This window comes from Geodermatophilus telluris, assembly GCF_900102745.1.
Lineage (GTDB): Bacteria > Actinomycetota > Actinomycetes > Mycobacteriales > Geodermatophilaceae > Geodermatophilus > Geodermatophilus telluris.
In genome coordinates this window covers 1-16,526 of record NZ_FMZF01000008.1, presented here as the reverse complement: position 1 = coordinate 16,526, position 16,526 = coordinate 1, and the positions used below count along the sequence as shown (strand labels likewise).

Genomic DNA, 16,526 nt, shown 5'->3' with positions numbered 1-16,526 from the left:
GTCCACGTGGACAGGGTGGCCGGGCGGCCGTTCTGGCGCCTGCACTTCACCGGGGACGGCGGGCTCGCGCGCGGCGCCGCCGAGGACCTCCTGCGCCGGGTCGCCGACGAGGGTGTCACCGACCTCGTCGTGCTGTGCCACGGGTGGAACACCGGGCCCGACGACGCCGAGGACCTCTACGGGTCCCTGGGACCGCTCGTCGCCCGGCAGGCGGCGCGGGCCGAGGGCCTGGGCCGGGTGGGTCTCGTCGGCGTCCACTGGCCCGCGATCTGGTGGCCGGACGGTCCCGGGGCGGCCGCCCGGCCCCACGGCTCCGGTGACGCCCTGAGCCCCGGCGACGCCCTGAGCACCGGCGACGGGCCGGGGGACGAGCCGGGGTCCCCCGCGGAGGTGCCGGGGCCCGTGCTCGCCGCGGCGCTGCGGCCGGCCTTCGAGGGGGAGGAGCAGCGGTCCGCCCTCGACCGGCTGGGCGCCCTGATCGAGGAGGGCGAGGCGGCCGCCGCCTCGGGCGTCGAGCCCGACGCCGCGCAGCGGGCCCGGCTGGCCGAGTTCTCCGCCCTGCTCACCAGGCTGCTCCCGGCCGACCCCACCCCCGAGGAGGACGCCGGGGAGCGGGACTTCCTCGACCGCGGCGACGACCCCGAGGCCTACGTCGAGCTGGCCCGGGCCTTCGGCAGCGTCCCCGAGGGCGGCGCGGCCCAGGGAGCCGGGGACGTGTTCCGGACGGTGTGGCGGGGCGCCCGCGACGGGCTGCGGGTGTTCAGCTACTACACGATGAAGTCCCGCGCCGGGGTCGTCGGCGCCCGGGGGCTGGCCCCCGTGCTGGTCCGGCTGCACGCCACGGAGGCGCTGGCCGCGGTGCGCGTGCACCTGGTCGGGCACAGCTTCGGCGCCCGCCTGGTGTCCTTCGCGCTGCAGGGGATCCCGTCCGCCGACGCCAGTCCGGTCGCCTCGCTGGTGCTGGTCCAGGGGGCCTTCTCCCACTTCTCGTTCGCCACGGCGCGGGGCAACCCGTTCGGCCGCCAGGGGGCGCTGCAGCCGTGTGCTGACCGGGTGCACGGCCCGCTGGTGGCGACCTTCAGCGCGTTCGACTGGGCGGTGGGCCGCTGGTACCCGAAGGCGTCGGCCCTCGCGCGGCAGGACAACCAGGCCGACCCGGACGTGAGCCGCTGGGGGGCGCTGGGCTCCGGCGGCTTCCGGGCGGTGCGGCCGCTCGAGTCGGTGGACATGCTCGCCCCCGGGAGGCCCTACCCCTTCACGGCGGGCTCCTACTACGCCGTCGACGGGTCGGGCGTCATCGCCGACCGGCGGCAGTCGGCGTTCGCCGGCGCCCACTCCGACATCCGCCACCCCGAGGTCGCCTGGCTCGTCGCCGCGGCCGCCGCCGCGGGCGCCCGGGCCGCCGGCTGACGCCGGGCCTCCCGTCGCGCGTGGCCGCGCCGCCGCGCAGGATCGACGCGGGCCGGTGCACGGCGCCCGCTCGGGCCGGCCGGGAGGGAGTCGGGATGGCGACCAGCGAGGCGGACCTGCGGCGGCGGTGGGCCGGGGGCGAGCCGTGCCACGGCCTGTGGAGCCTGCTGCCCGGCGCGGTGACCGGCGAGCTGCTGGCCCGCTCCGGGGCGGACTACGTCGTCGTCGACCTGCAGCACGGTGCCGCGGCCGAGGCCGACCTGCCCGGCGTCGCGGCGGCGGTGACGGCGGCCGGCGCGGTGCCGCTGGTCCGCACCCGCAGCCCCGCCTTCCCCGACGTCGGCCGCCCGCTGGACCTGGGCGCCCGCGGCGTGGTCGTGCCCAACGTGCGCGACGCCGGCCACGCGCGGGAGGTGGTGGCCGCCTGCCGCTACGCGCCCGCCGGCGGGCGCTCCGTCGGCCGGCTCTCCGGCGGCGCCGACCGGCCGCTGGTGGTCGTGATGGTGGAGGCCGCCACGGCGCTCGACGACCTCGACGCGGTGCTCGCCGTCGAGGGGCTCGACGGCGTGTACGTGGGCCCGGGTGACCTGTCCCTGTCGCTCGGGCTGACGGGGGAGGACCGGCGGGCGGAGCTGCGCGGCGTGCTGTCCTCGATCGTCGCCCGCGCGGTCGCCGCGGGCGTCCCGGTGGGCGTGCACGCCTCCTCCGGCGAGGAGGCGGCCGGCTGGGCCGCCGAGGGCGCCACGATCGTCACCGTCGCCGTCGACGCCACCGCGCTCGGCGAGGCCGCGGCGCGTCACCTCGGCACCGCCCGCGGCGGGGTCGGAGGGCCCTGACGGCGGGGCACGGCCGCGGCCAGGGTGGGGGCAGCGACGACCCCTGGGGAGGCCGACCGTGACCCGCCGACTGCCGACCGCCACCCACCCCTCGACCGCACTCGTCACCGGGGCGTCGTCGGGCATCGGCGCGGAACTGGCCGCCGCGCTCGCCGCCCGGGGCTGCGACGTCGTGCTGGTCGCCCGGCGCCGCGACCGGCTCGACGCGCTGGCCCGCCGCCTGTCCGGCCTCGGCGTCCGCGCGCACGCGCTGCCCTGCGACCTCACCGACGAGGCCGCCCGCCGGGAGCTGCCCGCAGCGGTGGCCGACCTCGGGCTGGAGGTCTCGATCCTGTGCAACGGCGCCGGGGTGGGCGCCGCCGGGGACTTCGTCACCGTGCCCGAGGAGCACCGGACCGCCGTCCTCCGGCTCAACGTGGAGGCCACCGTCGACCTGTGCGGGCGCTTCGTGCCGCCGATGGTGCGGCGGGGCAGCGGGGCGGTGCTCACCGTCTGCTCGCTGCTGAGCTTCCTGCCGATGCCGCGGATGGCCACCTACGCGGCGTCGAAGGCCGCGCTGCTGTCGTTCACCGAGGCGCTGCACGCCGAGCTCCGGCCGCACGGGGTGGCCGTCACCGCGCTGTGCCCGGGGACGGTGCCCACCGAGTTCATGGACCTGGCCGGCCTCGGCCCGCAGGTCGGGCGGATGCCCGCCTGGGCCCTCGACGACGCGCGCCGCGTGGCCGAGCGCGGCCTGGACGCGTTGGCGCGCAACCGGCGCGTCGTCGTCCCGTCGGCGCTGTACCGGGCGTCCGCGGCGTCGGCCCGGGTGCTGCCGCACGCGGCCCTCCTCGGCCTGCTGCGCCGCGGCTCGCCGTTCCCGGCCCGGTGGCCGGGCGCCACCGCTGCCGAGGCGCGCGACGCGGGGGCGCTGCCGGTGCCCTGACCTGCGCGCACGGGTGCCGTCCCGCCGTCCGGTCGACGACCCGGAGCGCCCGGCACCGGCGACACGACGGACCGGGCACCGGGCCGGGAACGGCGATGGTCGATCATCGGAGGTCAGCACGGCCGGCGCGCGGAGCCCGCCGCCGGCCGCCCCGCCCCCGAGGAGGACGTCGTTGGACAGGCGCAGAGCCCTGCTGCTGGAGAACATCGACCCGGTGGCGGCCGAGCTGCTCGGGTCGGCCGGCTACGAGACCGAGTCGGTGCGCGGCGCGCTCGACGAGGACGACCTGATCGCCGCGCTCGACGGCGTCGAGGTGCTCGGCATCCGGTCGAAGACGCAGGTCACCGCGGAGGTGCTGCGCCGCCGCCCGGACCTGGCGGCGGTGGGCGCCTTCTGCATCGGCACCAACCAGATCGACCTGCGCGCCGCGGCCGGCGCCGGCGTGGCGGTGTTCAACGCGCCCTACTCCAACACCCGCAGCGTGGTGGAGATGGCGATCGCGGAGATCATCATCCTGGCCCGCCGGCTGGTCGACCGGGACCGCGCGCTGCACGCCGGCTCCTGGGACAAGTCGGCGGCCGGCAGCCACGAGGTGCGCGGGCGGACGCTGGGCATCGTCGGCTACGGCAACATCGGCAGCCAGCTGTCGGTGCTGGCCGAGGCGCTGGGCATGCGGGTGCTCTTCCACGACCTCGAGGACAAGCTCGCGCTGGGCAACGCGCAGCGCTGCGACACCCTCGAGGAGCTGCTCGAGCAGGCCGAGACCGTCACGCTGCACGTCGACGGGCGGGCCGGGAACGCCGGCCTCTTCGGCGCCGAGCAGTTCTCCCGGATGCGCCGGCGCAGCCTGTTCCTCAACCTCTCCCGCGGCTTCGTCGTCGACCACGAGGCGCTGCGCGAGCACATCCTGAGCGGCCACATCGCGGGGGCCGCCGTCGACGTCTTCCCCGACGAGCCGCGCGAGCAGGGCGACCCGTTCACCTCGGTGCTGCGCGGGTTGCCCAACGTCATCCTCACGCCGCACGTCGGCGGCTCGACGCAGGAGGCGCAGCACGACATCGGCCGCTTCGTCGCCGGCAAGCTCGCCGACTACGCCGGCTCGGGGACGACGACGCTGAGCGTCAACCTGCCCACGGTGGCGCTGCACGGGTCGTCGGCCGACCGGTTCGCGCTGCTGCACCGCAACGTGCCCGGCGTCCTCGCCCGGGTCGACGCGCTGGTCGGGGAGCACGGGCTCAACGTCGACGGCCAGGTGCTGGCCACCCGCGGCGAGCTGGGGTACGCGGTCACCGACGTCAGCGCGGCGCTGTCCCCGGACCTGCTGGCCGCGCTCCGGGCGCTGCCGGAGACCGTCCGGCTGACCACCTTCGGCCGCCGCGCCGACTGACCGGGTGACCGCACTCCTCGCGGCGCGCGACCTCCTGGTCGGGCACGGCGCCGAGCCGGTGTGCGCGCCGGTCGACCTCACCGTGGCCCCCGGGCGGGCGCTGGGACTGGTCGGGGCCAACGGCGCCGGCAAGTCCACGCTCCTGCAGACCCTCGTCGGGCTCCTGGCCCCCCTGGGGGGCACGGTGCTCCTGGCCGGCCGCGAGGTCGACGAGCGGCGGGCCGACGTGCGCCGCGACGTCGCCGCCGTGCTCGACGACGAGGCGTTCTTCCCCTCCCTGACCGGACGCGAGCACCTGCTGCTCACCGCCCGCGGCCACGGGGTGCGCGACCCGGAGACGGTGGTGGACGCCGAGGTGGCCGCCTTCGGGCTGGGCGGGCGGATCGACGCGCTGCCCTCCCGGCTCTCCTCCGGGCAGCGCCGCCGCCTGGCGCTGGCCGCGGCCCTCGTCCGGCCGGCCCGGCTCGTGGTGCTCGACGAGCCCGAGCGCCGGCTCGACGCGGGGATGCGCACCCGGCTGGCGGCGCGGCTGGCCCGGCTCCGGGACGGCGGGACCGCGGTCGTCTTCGCCTGCCACGACGCGGGGTTCCTGCGCACCGTGGCCGACGACGTGCTGCTGCTGGCCGAGGACGCCTGCCCGCGGCTGGACCCGGCCGAGGCCGCCGACCTGCTGCCGGCGCTGTGAGCGCCCCGGCGTCCGTGCTCGCCGACCGGGGCGCCGAGCTCTCCGGCGCCGCCGTTCGGAGGCTGACCCGCCGGGCGACGGCCGCCCGCGCCGACACCACCGCGGCGGCCCGGCTCGCCGAGGTGTGGAGCTCGCTGGTCTCGGGGGCGATCGGGGTCGCCGTCGTCGCCGGGGCGGTGGCCTCGGTGCGCGAGCGGGTGACGCTGGCCGGCGCGCCGGTCACCGCGACGGTGCTGCCCGCGTCGGTCACCGCCGCCGTCGCCGCGGTGCTGGCGCTGGCCGGCCTCGCCGTCGCGCTGGCCCGGCTCGGGCCGGTCAGCAGCACGCCCGCGGCCGCCGCCTGGTGGCTGCCGCTGCCGGCCGGCCGCCGAGACCTCCTGCGCGGCGAGCTGGCCCGGGTCACCGCGGCCGTCGTCGGCGTCGCCGCCGTGGCCGCGCTGCCGCTGGCCCTCACGCTCACCGACGCGCCGTCCGCCGGCGGGGTCGCCGCCGCGCTGGCCGCGACGGCGGGGACCGCGGCCGCCCTCGTGGGAGCGGTCGCCCGGGCCCAGACCCGGGGCGGCCCCGGCCGGGCGGCGCCGCTGGCCGGTGCGGGAGCCGTGGCCGTCGCGGGGGCGGCGGTCGCGGGGGCCACCGCCCTGGCGGCGACCGGCGGCGGGGACCTCCCGGCCCTGCCCGGCGTGCCGGCGGGGTGGGCGGCGGTGCCGGTCGCCGCCGCCGTCCTCCTGCTGGCCGGCGCCGTGGCGGGACTCGACCGGCTGGGCGCCGGGCAGCTGCGGGCGCTGGGCGCGACGGCGCAGTACGCGGCGGTCTCGGCCGTCTCCCTCGACGCCCGCGAGCTGGGGCGGGCGCTGGCCGCCCGCGACCGCCGCGAGCCCCGGCGCGGCCGCCGCTTCCCGCGCGTCGCGGGGGCCTGGCAGGCGGTGGTCGCCGCGGACCGGACCGCCCTGGCGCGCTCCCCGTGGCACCTGGGCCAGGCCGCGGTCGCGGTCGCCGTCCCCGTGCTGGTCGCGCGCACCGACGGGCTGGGCGCGCTGCCGCCGGCCGTCTGGGTCGCCTGCGTGGCGGGCTGGGCGCTCGCGGCGGTCGCGGCCGGGCACCCGGCGCGGCAGGCCCAGGCCGTGCCGGCGCTCGACCGGCTGCTGCCGCTGTCGGCCGCCGGGGTCACGGCCGCGCGCGTGGTCGTCCCGCTCGCCCTGCTGGTGGCGGTGACCACGCTGACCGGCCTGCTCCTCGGCGTGGGCAGCGGCGCGCCGGCGCTGTGGACCGCGCTGTGCGCCGCGACGGCCCCGGCCTGGGCCGCCGCCGCGCTGCGCGGCGCGTTCCGCCCGGAGGTCGACTGGTCCGGCCCGGTCGTGTCGACGCCGATGGGCGCGCTGCCCACCGGGGTGGGCGCCACGCTCGTGCAGGGGCTCGACGCCGGCCTCGTGGGCAGCCTGCCGCTGGCGGCGGCGCTCGTCTCGGGCGGGCCGACCCCGCTGCTGGTGGCCGTCCAGCTCGGCTGGTCGGTGCTGCTGGGCGCGGGCGTGCTCACCCTGGTGGCCCGCCGCCGGGGCGGCCCCGGCTGACCGGGGTTCAGCCGCCGGCGAGGCGGGGGAGCACGGCCCGGGTGAACAGGTCGACCCCCTCCTGCCGGCGGGCACCGGCGCCGACGGGGGAGAACACCAGGGTGTCGGCGCCCGCGTCGGCGAACTCGCGGGCGCGGGCGGCCACCCGGTCGGGGTCGCCGTGCAGCAGGTAGCGGTCGGCGAGCGGGGCGAAGTCCTGCTGGTACACCGCGCTCACCCAGTCGACGACCTCCTGCCGCGCCCGCGCCGCGTCGTCGTCCACCCCGCCCCAGCAGAAGACGGCGCCCCGGACGTCCGACGGGTCCCGGCCGGCCTGCTCGGCGGCGTCGCGGACCTCGCCGAGGCTGCGGGCCAGCTGCTCGGGTGTGTACATGTAGGGCATCCAGACGTCGGCGAAGCGGCCCGCCCGCCGGATCGCCGGCGCCCTGCGGCCCCCGAGCCACAGCGGCGGGCCGCCGGGCTGCACCGGACCGGGGGAGAGCTCGAGGCCCTCGACGCGGGCGTAGCGGCCGGCGTGGTCCACGGCGCCGCCGCCCCACAGCCGGCGCAGCAGCTCCAGCGCCTCGTCGGTGCGCGGCCCGCGCTCGGCGACGTCGACACCGGCCGCGACGAACTCCGGCGGGTACTCGCCACCGACGCCCACGCCCATGTCGAAGCGGCCGCCGGAGACCTGGTCGAGCGTGGTGGCCAGCTTGGCGGCGAGCGCGGCCGGGTACAGCGGCAGCACGGTGAGCGAGCTCAGCAGCCGGATCCGGCTGGTCGCCCCGGCGGCCGCGGCGAGCGCGACGAAGGCGTTCGGGTGCGGGCTGTGGAAGAACAGGTGCTCGCCGGTCGCGATCCCGTCGTAGCCCGCCTCCTCGGCGGCGCGCGCCTGGGCGGCCACCGTCTGCTGGTCGGCGCCCAGCGTCAGGACCACGCGCACGGCTGCCCCTCCCTCCGCGTCCGGCCGGTCCGCGGCGGGGTCACGAGCCCTCGGCCACCAGCTCGGTGTCCACGCCGATCCTGCCCACCTTGGACGCGCCGCCCGGGCTGCCCAGCGGCGCGTCGCGGCCGGGGAGCAGCTCGACGAAGAAGCGCCGGTTGTCGGCGATGTGCGGCTCGTTCTCGTCGGTCACCCGGCGGTCCTGGGCGATGGCCTCCACCGGGCAGACCGGCTCGCACGCGCCGCAGTCGATGCACTCCTTGGGGTTGATGTAGAGCTTGCGGTCGCCCTCGTAGATGCAGTCCACCGGGCACTCCTCGACGCAGGACATGTCCGTGGTGTCGATGCACTCGGCGCCGATGACGTAGGGCACGGGGTTCCTCCTGGCTGGGGTCGGGTGGCTCAGGCGTGGGCGGCCGCGCCGGTGCCGGCGGGGTCGTCGCTGCTGTGCCCGGGGAACAGTGGCTGGTCGGGGTCGAGGTAGGTGGCCGCGTTGTTCACCGCGGTGGCGGCTTCCCCGAAACCGACGGCGATCAACCGCACCTTGCCGGCGTACTCGGTGATGTCGCCGGCGGAGTAGACGCCGGGCACGCGCGTGCGCATGGCGGTGTCCACGAGGATCCGGCGGTCGGCGATCTCGACGCCCCAGCGCTCCAGCGGCCCGATGTCGGCGGTGAAGCCGAGCGCGGCGACGACCGCCTGCGCGGGGTGGGGGGTGACCGTGCCGTCCTTCGTGCGGACGTGCACCGTGTGCAGCCGGTCGTCGCCGGCGAGCTCGTGGACCTGGGCGTCGGTGACGACGACGGTCCGGCCGCGCTCGACGTCGGCGACGCTGGCGGCGTGCGCGCGGAACTGCCGGCGCCGGTGCACGAGGGTGACCGAGGCCGCGACGTCCTCCAGTGCCAGCGCCCAGTCGACCGCGGAGTCCCCGCCCCCGACGACCACGACGTCCTGGCCGGCGTGCGCGGCCGGGTCCCGGACCACGTAGGTCAGCCCGCGGCCCTCCCAGCGGTCGCCGCCGGGCAGCGGCCGCGGGGTGAAGGTGCCGATCCCGCCGGTGACGACGACGGCGCCGCAGTGCACCCGGGTGCCGCGGTCGGTGGTGACGACGAGCCGATCGCCGTGGCGGGGGCGCTCGCCGGCCTCGTTCGCGAGGGTCTCCGCCCGCTCGCCGAGGACGTACACCGGGTCGAAGCGCGCGGCCTGCTGCACGAGGTTGGCGACCAGGTCGCGGCCCTTCACGCCCGGGAAGCCGGCGACGTCGTAGACCAGCTTCTCCGGGTAGAGGGCCGTCACCTGCCCGCCGGGCTCGGGGAGGCTGTCGACGACGGCGGTGCGCAGGCCGCGGAAGCCCGCGTAGTAGGCGGCGTAGAGCCCGGCGGGGCCCGCGCCGACGACCAGCAGGTCGACGTGCACCTCCCGGCCGGCCGCCGCGGGGTGCTCCGGGGCCAGCGCGTCGGTCGCGGTCACGCGGGACCCCCGGTGACGGGCGTGAGGTCGGGCCTGGCGGCGCCGCCGAGGCGCTCGACCGCCAGCTCGCGGATGCGGAAGCGCTGCAGCTTCCCGGTGGCGGTGGTGGGCAGCTCGTCGAACACGACGATGTGGCGTGGCCGCTTGAAGGCGGCCAGCCCGTCGCGGCACCAGGCCACGAGGTCCTCGGGGCCGGCGGCGGCGCCGGGGGTGAGCACGACGCAGGCGACCGGCTTGTCCAGCCCGGTCTCGTCGGGCACCGAGACGACGACGACCTGCGCGACGTCGCCGTGGGCGCGCAGCCGCTCCTCCACCTCGGTGGGCGAGACCCAGATCCCGCCGGCCTTGATGATGTCGTCGGTGCGGCCCAGCGAGCTGTAGAAGCCGTCGGCACTGCGCACGTAGGTGTCGCCGGTGCGCACCCACTCGCCCTGGAACACCCGACGCGTGACGGCGGTGCGCGACCAGTAGCCGGTGGCCGCCGACGACCCCTTCACCCACAGGTTGCCCGGGGTGCCGTCGGGGACCGGCTGACCGTCGTCGTCGAGGATGCGCGCCTCGTAGCCGGCGACCACCTCGCCGGTGGACCCGGGCCGCGTGCGGCCGGGGCGGCCGCTGATGAAGATGTGCAGCATCTCGGTGGAGCCGATGCCGTCGAGCATCTCCACGCCGAAGGTGCCGGTGAACCGCTCGAACAGCGCGGCGGGGAACGCCTCGCCGGCCGAGACGCAGGCGCGCACGCCGGCGAAGGCGTCGGCGGGCAGGCCGGCGGCGAGCAGCGCGGCGTAGTAGGTGGGGCCGGCGAAGAACAGCGTCGGCCGCTGCTCGCGCAGCACCCGCAGCGTGCCGGCCGGGCTGGGTCGCGACCGGTCGAGCACGGTGCTCGCTCCCACCGAGAACGGGAAGGTCAGCGTGTTGCCCAGGCCGTAGGCGAAGAAGAACTTGGCGACGGAGAAGGTGACGTCGTCCGGGCCGATCGCGAGCACGTCGCGCGCGTAGGTCTCGGCGGTGTCCCGGAGCGACCCGTGCCGGTGCATCGCGCCCTTGGGGGTGCCGGTCGTGCCGGAGGTGTAGAGCCAGAACGCGGGGGAGTCGGCCACCGTCGGGTAGGGCTCGGCGACCTGCCCGGCGAAGTCCGCGCCGGCGGCGGTGAACTCCGCCCAGGTGCGCACGCGGGCCCCGGGGACCTCGGGCAGGTCGCCGTCGGTGAGGACGACGACGTCGGTGAGGTCGCGGCTGCCGGCGACGGCGCTGCCGAGCGCGGCGAACTCGGCGCTGAGCAGGACCAGGCGGGCGCGGCTGTCGGTGGCCAGCACCGCGATGTCCTTGGGCGTGAGCATCGTGCTCACCGGTACCGGCACCGCGCCGACGCGCAGGCCGGCGAGGAACGCGGTGAGCAGCTCGGGGCAGTCGCCCATGCACAGCAGCAGCCGCTCCTCCGGGCGGATCCCGGCGGCGACGAGGGCCGCGGAGCAGGCGGTCACCGCCGCGTCGAGCTCGGCGTAGCTCAGCGTCCGGACGGTGCCGTCGAGGTCGATCGCGGTGATCGCGCGGCGGTCCGGGGTGGCCCGCGCGTGCCGGGTGACCAGCCACTCGGCGGCGTTGAACGGCTCACCGGTCGGCGCCGGCGCCTCGGGCAGCAGCGGGGCGGGGGAGGAGGGGGCGGTGTCCAGGGTGGCCACGGTGCACGCCCTTTCGATGCCGGGGGACCGAGCCGGCGGACCGCTCGGGGGAGGGTGGCCGGCCGCGCCGGCCGGCGTCGTGCGGGCTGCGGCCGGGCCCCGGGGGGCCCGGCCGCAGCCGGGTGCGCGACGGGCTCAGAAGCGCACGTAGTCGTACTCGACGGGCAGGGAGTTGATCCCGACCGACGGCGGGGCGATCCAGCCGGCGAACTCACCGGGCTCGTAGTGCGGCACCATCAGCTCGGCCACGCGCGCCCGGTCCTCGGCGGTGGGCAGGAACTCGCCCACCCGCTGCTCCCAGGCGGCCTCGTCGACGATCTCGCCGGTGGGCGTGACGTGGTGCCCGGCGAAGGCGCCGACCTTGCGGTTGAAGCCCTGGTGCGGCAGGTAGAGGCGCTGCTCCAGGCCGGCGTCCTCCAGCTCCTGGTTCCACCGCTTGACGCCGTTCTCGCAGTCGGCGGCGTACTCGTTGCGCAGGTCGAGGTTGAGCGCGGTGAGCATCGGCACGGTGCGCGTGGTGAGCTGCCCGCCCTCGATGACCGGGACCTCCATGGTCAGGTCGTGCAGCTGGTGGTCGTCCTTGCGGCGGGTCTCCATCCAGCGGCCCTTGAGGCCGGCGGTGTAGTAGGCCGCCACGTTGGACGAGGTCTCCGAGCCGAAGAGGTCCATCGAGACGGAGAACTGGAAGTTCAGGTACTTCTGGATCACCGACAGCGGGATGCCGCCGTACTGCCAGATGTCGTCGGTGCCGTGCTCCTTCATCAGCTGCGCGGTCCGCTGGACGGTGCGCTGCACGCCCGTCGTCCCGACGAACATGTGGTGCGCCTCCTCCTTGAGCATGAACTCGCAGGTGCGCGCCAGCGGGTCGAAGCCGCTCTCCTTCAGCGTGCCGAGCTGGTACTTGCCGTCCCGGTCGGTGAAGTAGGTGAACATGAAGAACGACAGCCAGTCCGTCGTCTCCTCGTTGAACGCCCCGAGGATGCGCGGCGAGTCGTAGTCACCGGAGTTGCGCTTGAGCAGCTCCTCGGCCTCCTCGCGGCCGTCCTTCCCGAAGTAGGCGTGCAGCAGGTAGACCATCGCCCAGAGGTGGCGGCCCTCCTCCACGTTGACCTGGAAGAGGTTGCGCATGTCGTACAGCGACGGCGCGGTCATGCCCAGGTGCCGCTGCTGCTCGACCGAGGCGGGCTCGGTGTCGCCCTGGACGACGATCAGCCGGCGCAGGTCCGAGCGGTGCTCACCGGGGACCTCCTGCCAGGCGGGCTCGCCCTTCTTGTCGCCGAAGTTGACCTTGCGGTCGGGGTCGCGCTCGGCGAGGAAGATGCCCCAGCGGTACTCCTCCATGGGCACCCGGTCGAAGTGCGCCCAGCCGTCGCGGCCGACCGCGATGGCGGTGCGCAGGTAGACGTCGTGGGTGGGGATGGAGGGGCCGAGGTTCTTCCACCAGTCGAGGAACTTCGGCTGCCAGCCCTCCAGCGCGCGCTGCAGCTTGCGGTCGCCGGCCAGGTTGACGTTGTTCGGGATCCGCTCCGAGTAGTCGATCTTCGACAGCGGCCCGGTGGGCGTGGGGGCGTCCCCGGTGACCGTGCCGGACTGGGGGGTGGACTCGGTGGTGGTCATGGTCAGACCCGCTTCCTGTCGTAGTCGGCCCGCTTGCCGGTTCCGTAGCGGCGGAGCGCTCCTTCGGGGCCAGCGGCGTTGGGCCGCTGGAAGATCCAGTTCTGCCAGGCGGTGAGCCGGCCGAAGACCTTCGTCTCGGGCGTCTCGCGGCCGGCGAAGCGGAGGTTGGCCTCCATGCCGGTCAGCGCGTCGGGCGAGAAGCTGGCCCGCTCCTCGATGACCAGGCGGATCTCGTCCTCCCAGTCGATGTCGTCGGGCGTGCTGGTGACCAGCCCGAGCGCGGCGGCGTCGGCGGCGAGCAGGTCGCGCCCGGTGGCGGCCTCCGCGGCGGCCAGCTCCTCGTCGCTGCCGAGGAAGCGCACCTGCAGGCGGGTGAGGTCGTTGCTCATCGGCAGCAGGCCGGTGTTGAACTCGTCGAGCCGGACCACCGCGGGCGGCTGGGGGTCCTCGTCGTCCTCGAACTGGCCCTCGAGCATGTACTGGCGGTCGGCGGCGAGGGCGATCTCGGCCAGCGAGCCGACGAAGCAGGAGCCCGGCTCGATCAGCGCGAAGAGGCTGCGGCTGGTGGTGTCCAGGCGCTTGACCGTGCGGCGGTAGAAGCCGATGGTCTCGTTCACCAGCCAGTGGTCGCGGTGGGCGAGCAGGAACTCGTCGTAGGCGGCCACCGTGGCGCCGTCGCCCTCGGTGCGCAGCAGCCAGCTGCCGATCTCGAGCTCGTTGGTGCGCAGCCGCAGGATCGCGTCGTCCAGCTCGCGGGTGGTGGCCAGCAGCCAGGCGGCGTCGCCCTGCTCCTGCAGCTCCTCGACGCTGCCGGGCACCGAGTCCGGGCCGAGGACGGTCAGCGTCGCGGTGCCCGAGGCGCGGTCGAGGACCACGCGCACGTGGCCGTAGCGGGTCGTGTCGCCGTCGACCTCGCGCTGCAGCGGGGTCAGCGCGACCCCGGCGGTGCCGGCGCCCGGCCGGCCGGAGGCGGCGGCGGCCTCGGTGGCCCGGCGGGAGACCTCGGCGTCGAAGTCGCGGGCCTTGACGCTGGCGTCGACCAGCCGCCACTGGACGGCGCGCTCGCCGCGGATGCCCTCGGCGGTGGTGGAGAAGACGTCGGCCAGGTCGCGGCGCACGCCGCGCTTGTCGACCACGCGGGTCAGGCCGCCGGTGCCGGGCAGCACGCCGAGCAGCGGGACCTCGGGCAGCGAGACGGCCGAGGAGTTGTCGTCGACGAGGACGATCTCGTCGCAGGCCAGGGCCAGCTCGTAGCCGCCGCCGGCCGCGGTGCCGTTGACCGCGGCGATGGAGCGCAGGCCGGAGTGGGCGGAGGCGTCCTCGATGCCGTTGCGGGTCTCGTTGGTGAACTTGCAGAAGTTCACCTTCCAGCTGTGCGGGGACGCCGCGAGCATCTTGATGTTGGCGCCGGCGCAGAACATGCGCTCCTTGGCGCTGGTGACGACGACGACCTTGGCCTCGGGGTGCTCGAAGCGGATGCGCTGCACCGCGTCGTGCAGCTCGATGTCCACGCCCAGGTCGTAGCTGTTCATCTTCAGCTCGTAGCCCGGGACGATGCCGCCGTCCTCGGCGACGTCGAGGGTCAGGGTCGCGACCTCGCCGTCGACCGACAGCCGCCAGTGCCGGTACTGGTCGGGCGAGGTGTCGAAGGACACCTCGGTCGTCGCGGCCGGCTCCGCGACGGGGGCCGGGCCCTCCGCCGTCGTCGCCGAGCGGTCTTCCACGGTGGTCACGGTGCCTCCAGGGGGTGCGGGCGCGACGGCCCCGAGAGGCCGGCCGGTCCCATGGTGACGTGCTACACGACCTTGCGCAAGTGGGTCGTCGGCTGTAGACATGTGGCCCAGGCCACACGACGTCCCGGAGGTCACCATGCCCGCTGCCGAGACCCTGCGCTGGGTGCACGAGGACGACCCGCGGTGGGACGACGACCGCGAGCGGGTGTTCGCGAGCGTGCCGGAGGGCGTGTTCCGCACCGAGGCGCGCCGGCCGGGCGAGCGGCTGTCCAGTGACTGGTGGCGGGTGGAGCGCGAGGGCGTCGTCGTCGGCTACGGCTGGCTGGACGACGTGTGGGGCGACGCCGAGGTGCTGCTCGCCGTGGAGGCGGGCGCGCGGGGCTCCGGCGTCGGGGTGTTCGCGCTGCGGCGACTGGAGGAGGAGGCCGCCGCGCGGGGGCTGAACTACGTGCTCAACGTCGTCCGCGAGACCCACCCCGAGCGCGCCGGGGTGACCGCCTGGTTCGAGCGCCACGGCTTCGTCGCCGGTGAGGACGGGCGGCTTCGCAAGCGGGTCGGCGACCGGGCGCGGGACATCGGCCAGCACCAGGACGGCCGACCCGGGACCGGCGAGGCGATGCCGCCGTCCGCCGGCCAGCAGGAGCGCTACCTCGCCGAGCGCGAGCGGGCCGCCGGCCGGCCGCGCCCGGAGGTCGAGCCGGCCGCCGTCGGCGCCGACCGCGGTCCCGGCGAGGAGGAGATGGGCGGCTACGTCGACCCGGAGCAGCACCGCTACTGAGTCGCCCGCTCGGCTCCCCGGCCGGCTAGGTGCGCCGCTGACCTGGACGTTCTCCGTCCACAGGACTTGCCCGGCTATCCGTTCGAACATATGATCGAACGGTGACGACGGGGACCCGGCAACTGCAGGCGCCGGTCGTCGCGCCCGCGGTGGGGTGGGCGTCGGGTCCGCTGAGTGTGGCGCAGGCCGCGCACCGGGAGATCGCCCGGCAGACGGCGGTGCGGGCGCGGGCGATCGCGGCGTTCGCCGCGACCCGGTCGGCGTCGGCGGATCGGGCGCAGGGGGAGCGCGGGGCGATGGCGGCCGAGCGGTGGGCGGCGCGCGCTGAGGTGCTGCGGCCGGTGAGTGAGTGGGCCGCGCAGGAGGTGGCGGTCGCGCTGGACCTCACCACGCAGGCCGCCGAGGCGGAGCTGGAGCGGTCGCTGACGCTGGTGCAGCGGTTGCCGGCGGTGCTCGACGCACTCGAGGCCAGGGTGCTGCACCCCGGGCACCTGTGGTGCCTGCTGGAGCACGTCGCCCCGATCGGCGACGACGCCCTCCGCGCCGGCGTGCAGCGGGAGCTGTTGGCCTGGGTGGCCGCCCGCCGGGGGGTGACCACGCCGGCGCAGCTGGCCGAGCGGGTGCGCCGGGTGGTGACGCGGGCCAACGCGCGCGACGCGGCGCGGGACCTGGCGCGGGCGCTGCGCCGGCGCGGGGTGTCGGTGCGGCCGGAGCGGACGGCGGGGATGTCGGCGGTGACGGTGGTGTGCGCCACCCCGGAGGCGCAGGTGCTGGTGCGGGCGCTGGCCGCCTACGTCGACGCCCTCGACACCGACCCCGCCGACACCCGCAGCCGCGGGGAGAAGACGGTGGACTGCCTGCTGGACCTGGTGCTGCGGCCGGGGGAGTGCGACCTGCCGCCGGTGCAGGTGCTGCTCACCGTCGTCGCCTCGGTGCCCACGCTGCTCGGCGGGGACGCGCCGGGAGAGGTGGACGGGCAGGTGGTGCCGGCGGAGCTGGCCCGCCGGCTCGCCCGCGCCTTCGCCGGCCTGACGCCGGTCGCCACCGATGACTCGAGCGGCACCACGGACGCCCCGGTCGCCACCGACGACCCCGCCGACGCCTCGGCCGACGTTGGTGCGGCCGCTTCGGCCCCAGCACGCGCGGATGAACCCGGCGACCCGTCGTGGGATGCCGTCGGTGGTCCGATCGAGCGGGCCGCCGCCGACCTGAGCGCCGAGGACTTCGACCGCTGGCTCGACGACCTGGTGCGCGAGGCGTTCGGCGACGATCCGCCACCGGATCCCGCGACCGCCGATCCCGGTTGGGACGCCGCACCACCGGGCGGCCAGGACGACACCGCCCCCGAGGACCTCCTGGACTACGACCCCGACCGCGAGTTCCACCAGGCCAGCCCGACCGACGGCCTCCCCGGCTGCGCAGGCAAGGAGACTTCCGCCGGCTGGGGCTGGTGGGCGGCGGCCGATCGCGCCGTCGACGAGGCCGGCACCGCACTGCTCGACCTCGAACGCGC

14 protein-coding genes are annotated in these 16,526 nt (G+C 76.6%); 8 read left to right on the top strand and 6 right to left on the bottom strand.

What is annotated here, in order from left to right; translation table 11 throughout:
• Positions 1–6 precede the first annotated feature (6 nt).
• From BLQ97_RS21230 to BLQ97_RS21205, 6 genes are all read left to right on the top strand, one after another.
• Positions 7–1,410, top strand: a complete 1,404-nt coding sequence (locus BLQ97_RS21230) for a hypothetical protein (RefSeq protein ID WP_091368738.1) — start codon at positions 7–9, stop codon at positions 1,408–1,410.
• A gap of 95 nt (positions 1,411–1,505) precedes the next feature.
• Positions 1,506–2,246 carry an HpcH/HpaI aldolase family protein gene (locus tag BLQ97_RS21225; protein ID WP_091368736.1) on the top strand — a complete coding sequence of 247 codons (741 nt, stop codon included), beginning with the start codon at positions 1,506–1,508 and terminating at the stop codon, positions 2,244–2,246.
• Between the two features lie 58 nt (positions 2,247–2,304).
• A complete protein-coding gene (locus BLQ97_RS21220) occupies positions 2,305–3,171 on the top strand; it encodes an SDR family NAD(P)-dependent oxidoreductase (RefSeq protein ID WP_217637308.1) in 867 nt (288 codons plus the stop codon).
• A 172-nt stretch (positions 3,172–3,343) separates the two neighbouring features.
• Entirely contained in the window at positions 3,344–4,558 is a 1,215-nt protein-coding gene (gene serA, locus BLQ97_RS21215) for a phosphoglycerate dehydrogenase (RefSeq protein ID WP_091368733.1), read from the top strand.
• A gap of 4 nt (positions 4,559–4,562) precedes the next feature.
• Complete coding sequence (locus BLQ97_RS21210; protein WP_091368730.1) at positions 4,563–5,243, top strand: ABC transporter ATP-binding protein; 681 nt, start codon at positions 4,563–4,565, stop codon at positions 5,241–5,243.
• The gene (locus BLQ97_RS21205) at positions 5,240–6,811 is read left to right on the top strand and encodes a DUF6297 family protein (protein ID WP_091368728.1); all 1,572 of its coding nucleotides are present in this window, start codon (positions 5,240–5,242) and stop codon (positions 6,809–6,811) included. Before BLQ97_RS21210 ends, BLQ97_RS21205 begins: the two co-directional genes overlap by 4 nt.
• A gap of 7 nt (positions 6,812–6,818) precedes the next feature.
• Here the strand turns inward: BLQ97_RS21205 and BLQ97_RS21200 are convergent, their stop codons facing one another.
• The 6 genes from BLQ97_RS21200 to boxC all read right to left on the bottom strand — a co-directional run bounded on the left by BLQ97_RS21200 (position 6,819) and on the right by boxC (position 14,235).
• Positions 6,819–7,733: an LLM class flavin-dependent oxidoreductase gene (locus BLQ97_RS21200; protein ID WP_091368725.1), complete on the bottom strand. Its 915-nt coding sequence runs from the start codon at positions 7,731–7,733 to the stop codon at positions 6,819–6,821.
• 40 nt (positions 7,734–7,773) lie between these two features.
• Positions 7,774–8,106, bottom strand: a complete 333-nt coding sequence (fdxA, locus tag BLQ97_RS21195) for a ferredoxin (protein ID WP_091368723.1) — start codon at positions 8,104–8,106, stop codon at positions 7,774–7,776.
• A 29-nt stretch (positions 8,107–8,135) separates the two neighbouring features.
• On the bottom strand, positions 8,136–9,203 hold the full coding sequence (locus BLQ97_RS21190) for an NAD(P)/FAD-dependent oxidoreductase (RefSeq protein WP_091368719.1): 1,068 nt from the start codon (positions 9,201–9,203) through the stop codon (positions 8,136–8,138).
• Entirely contained in the window at positions 9,200–10,885 is a 1,686-nt protein-coding gene (locus BLQ97_RS21185) for a benzoate-CoA ligase family protein (protein ID WP_245692590.1), read from the bottom strand. The genes BLQ97_RS21190 and BLQ97_RS21185 overlap by 4 nt, the downstream gene beginning before the upstream one ends.
• 135 nt (positions 10,886–11,020) lie before the next feature.
• Positions 11,021–12,502: a benzoyl-CoA 2,3-epoxidase subunit BoxB gene (gene boxB, locus BLQ97_RS21180; RefSeq protein ID WP_091368716.1), complete on the bottom strand. Its 1,482-nt coding sequence runs from the start codon at positions 12,500–12,502 to the stop codon at positions 11,021–11,023.
• Between the two features lie 2 nt (positions 12,503–12,504).
• Positions 12,505–14,235 carry a 2,3-epoxybenzoyl-CoA dihydrolase gene (gene boxC, locus BLQ97_RS21175; RefSeq protein WP_217637307.1) on the bottom strand — a complete coding sequence of 577 codons (1,731 nt, stop codon included), beginning with the start codon at positions 14,233–14,235 and terminating at the stop codon, positions 12,505–12,507.
• A 136-nt stretch (positions 14,236–14,371) separates the two neighbouring features.
• On the opposite strand from boxC, the gene BLQ97_RS21170 reads away from it, so the two are divergent.
• Complete coding sequence (locus tag BLQ97_RS21170; protein ID WP_175471864.1) at positions 14,372–15,013, top strand: GNAT family N-acetyltransferase; 642 nt, start codon at positions 14,372–14,374, stop codon at positions 15,011–15,013.
• A gap of 101 nt (positions 15,014–15,114) precedes the next feature.
• Positions 15,115–16,526, top strand: a 1,412-nt coding sequence (locus tag BLQ97_RS21165) for a 13E12 repeat family protein (protein WP_217637306.1), incomplete at its 3' end; no start/stop codon positions are given.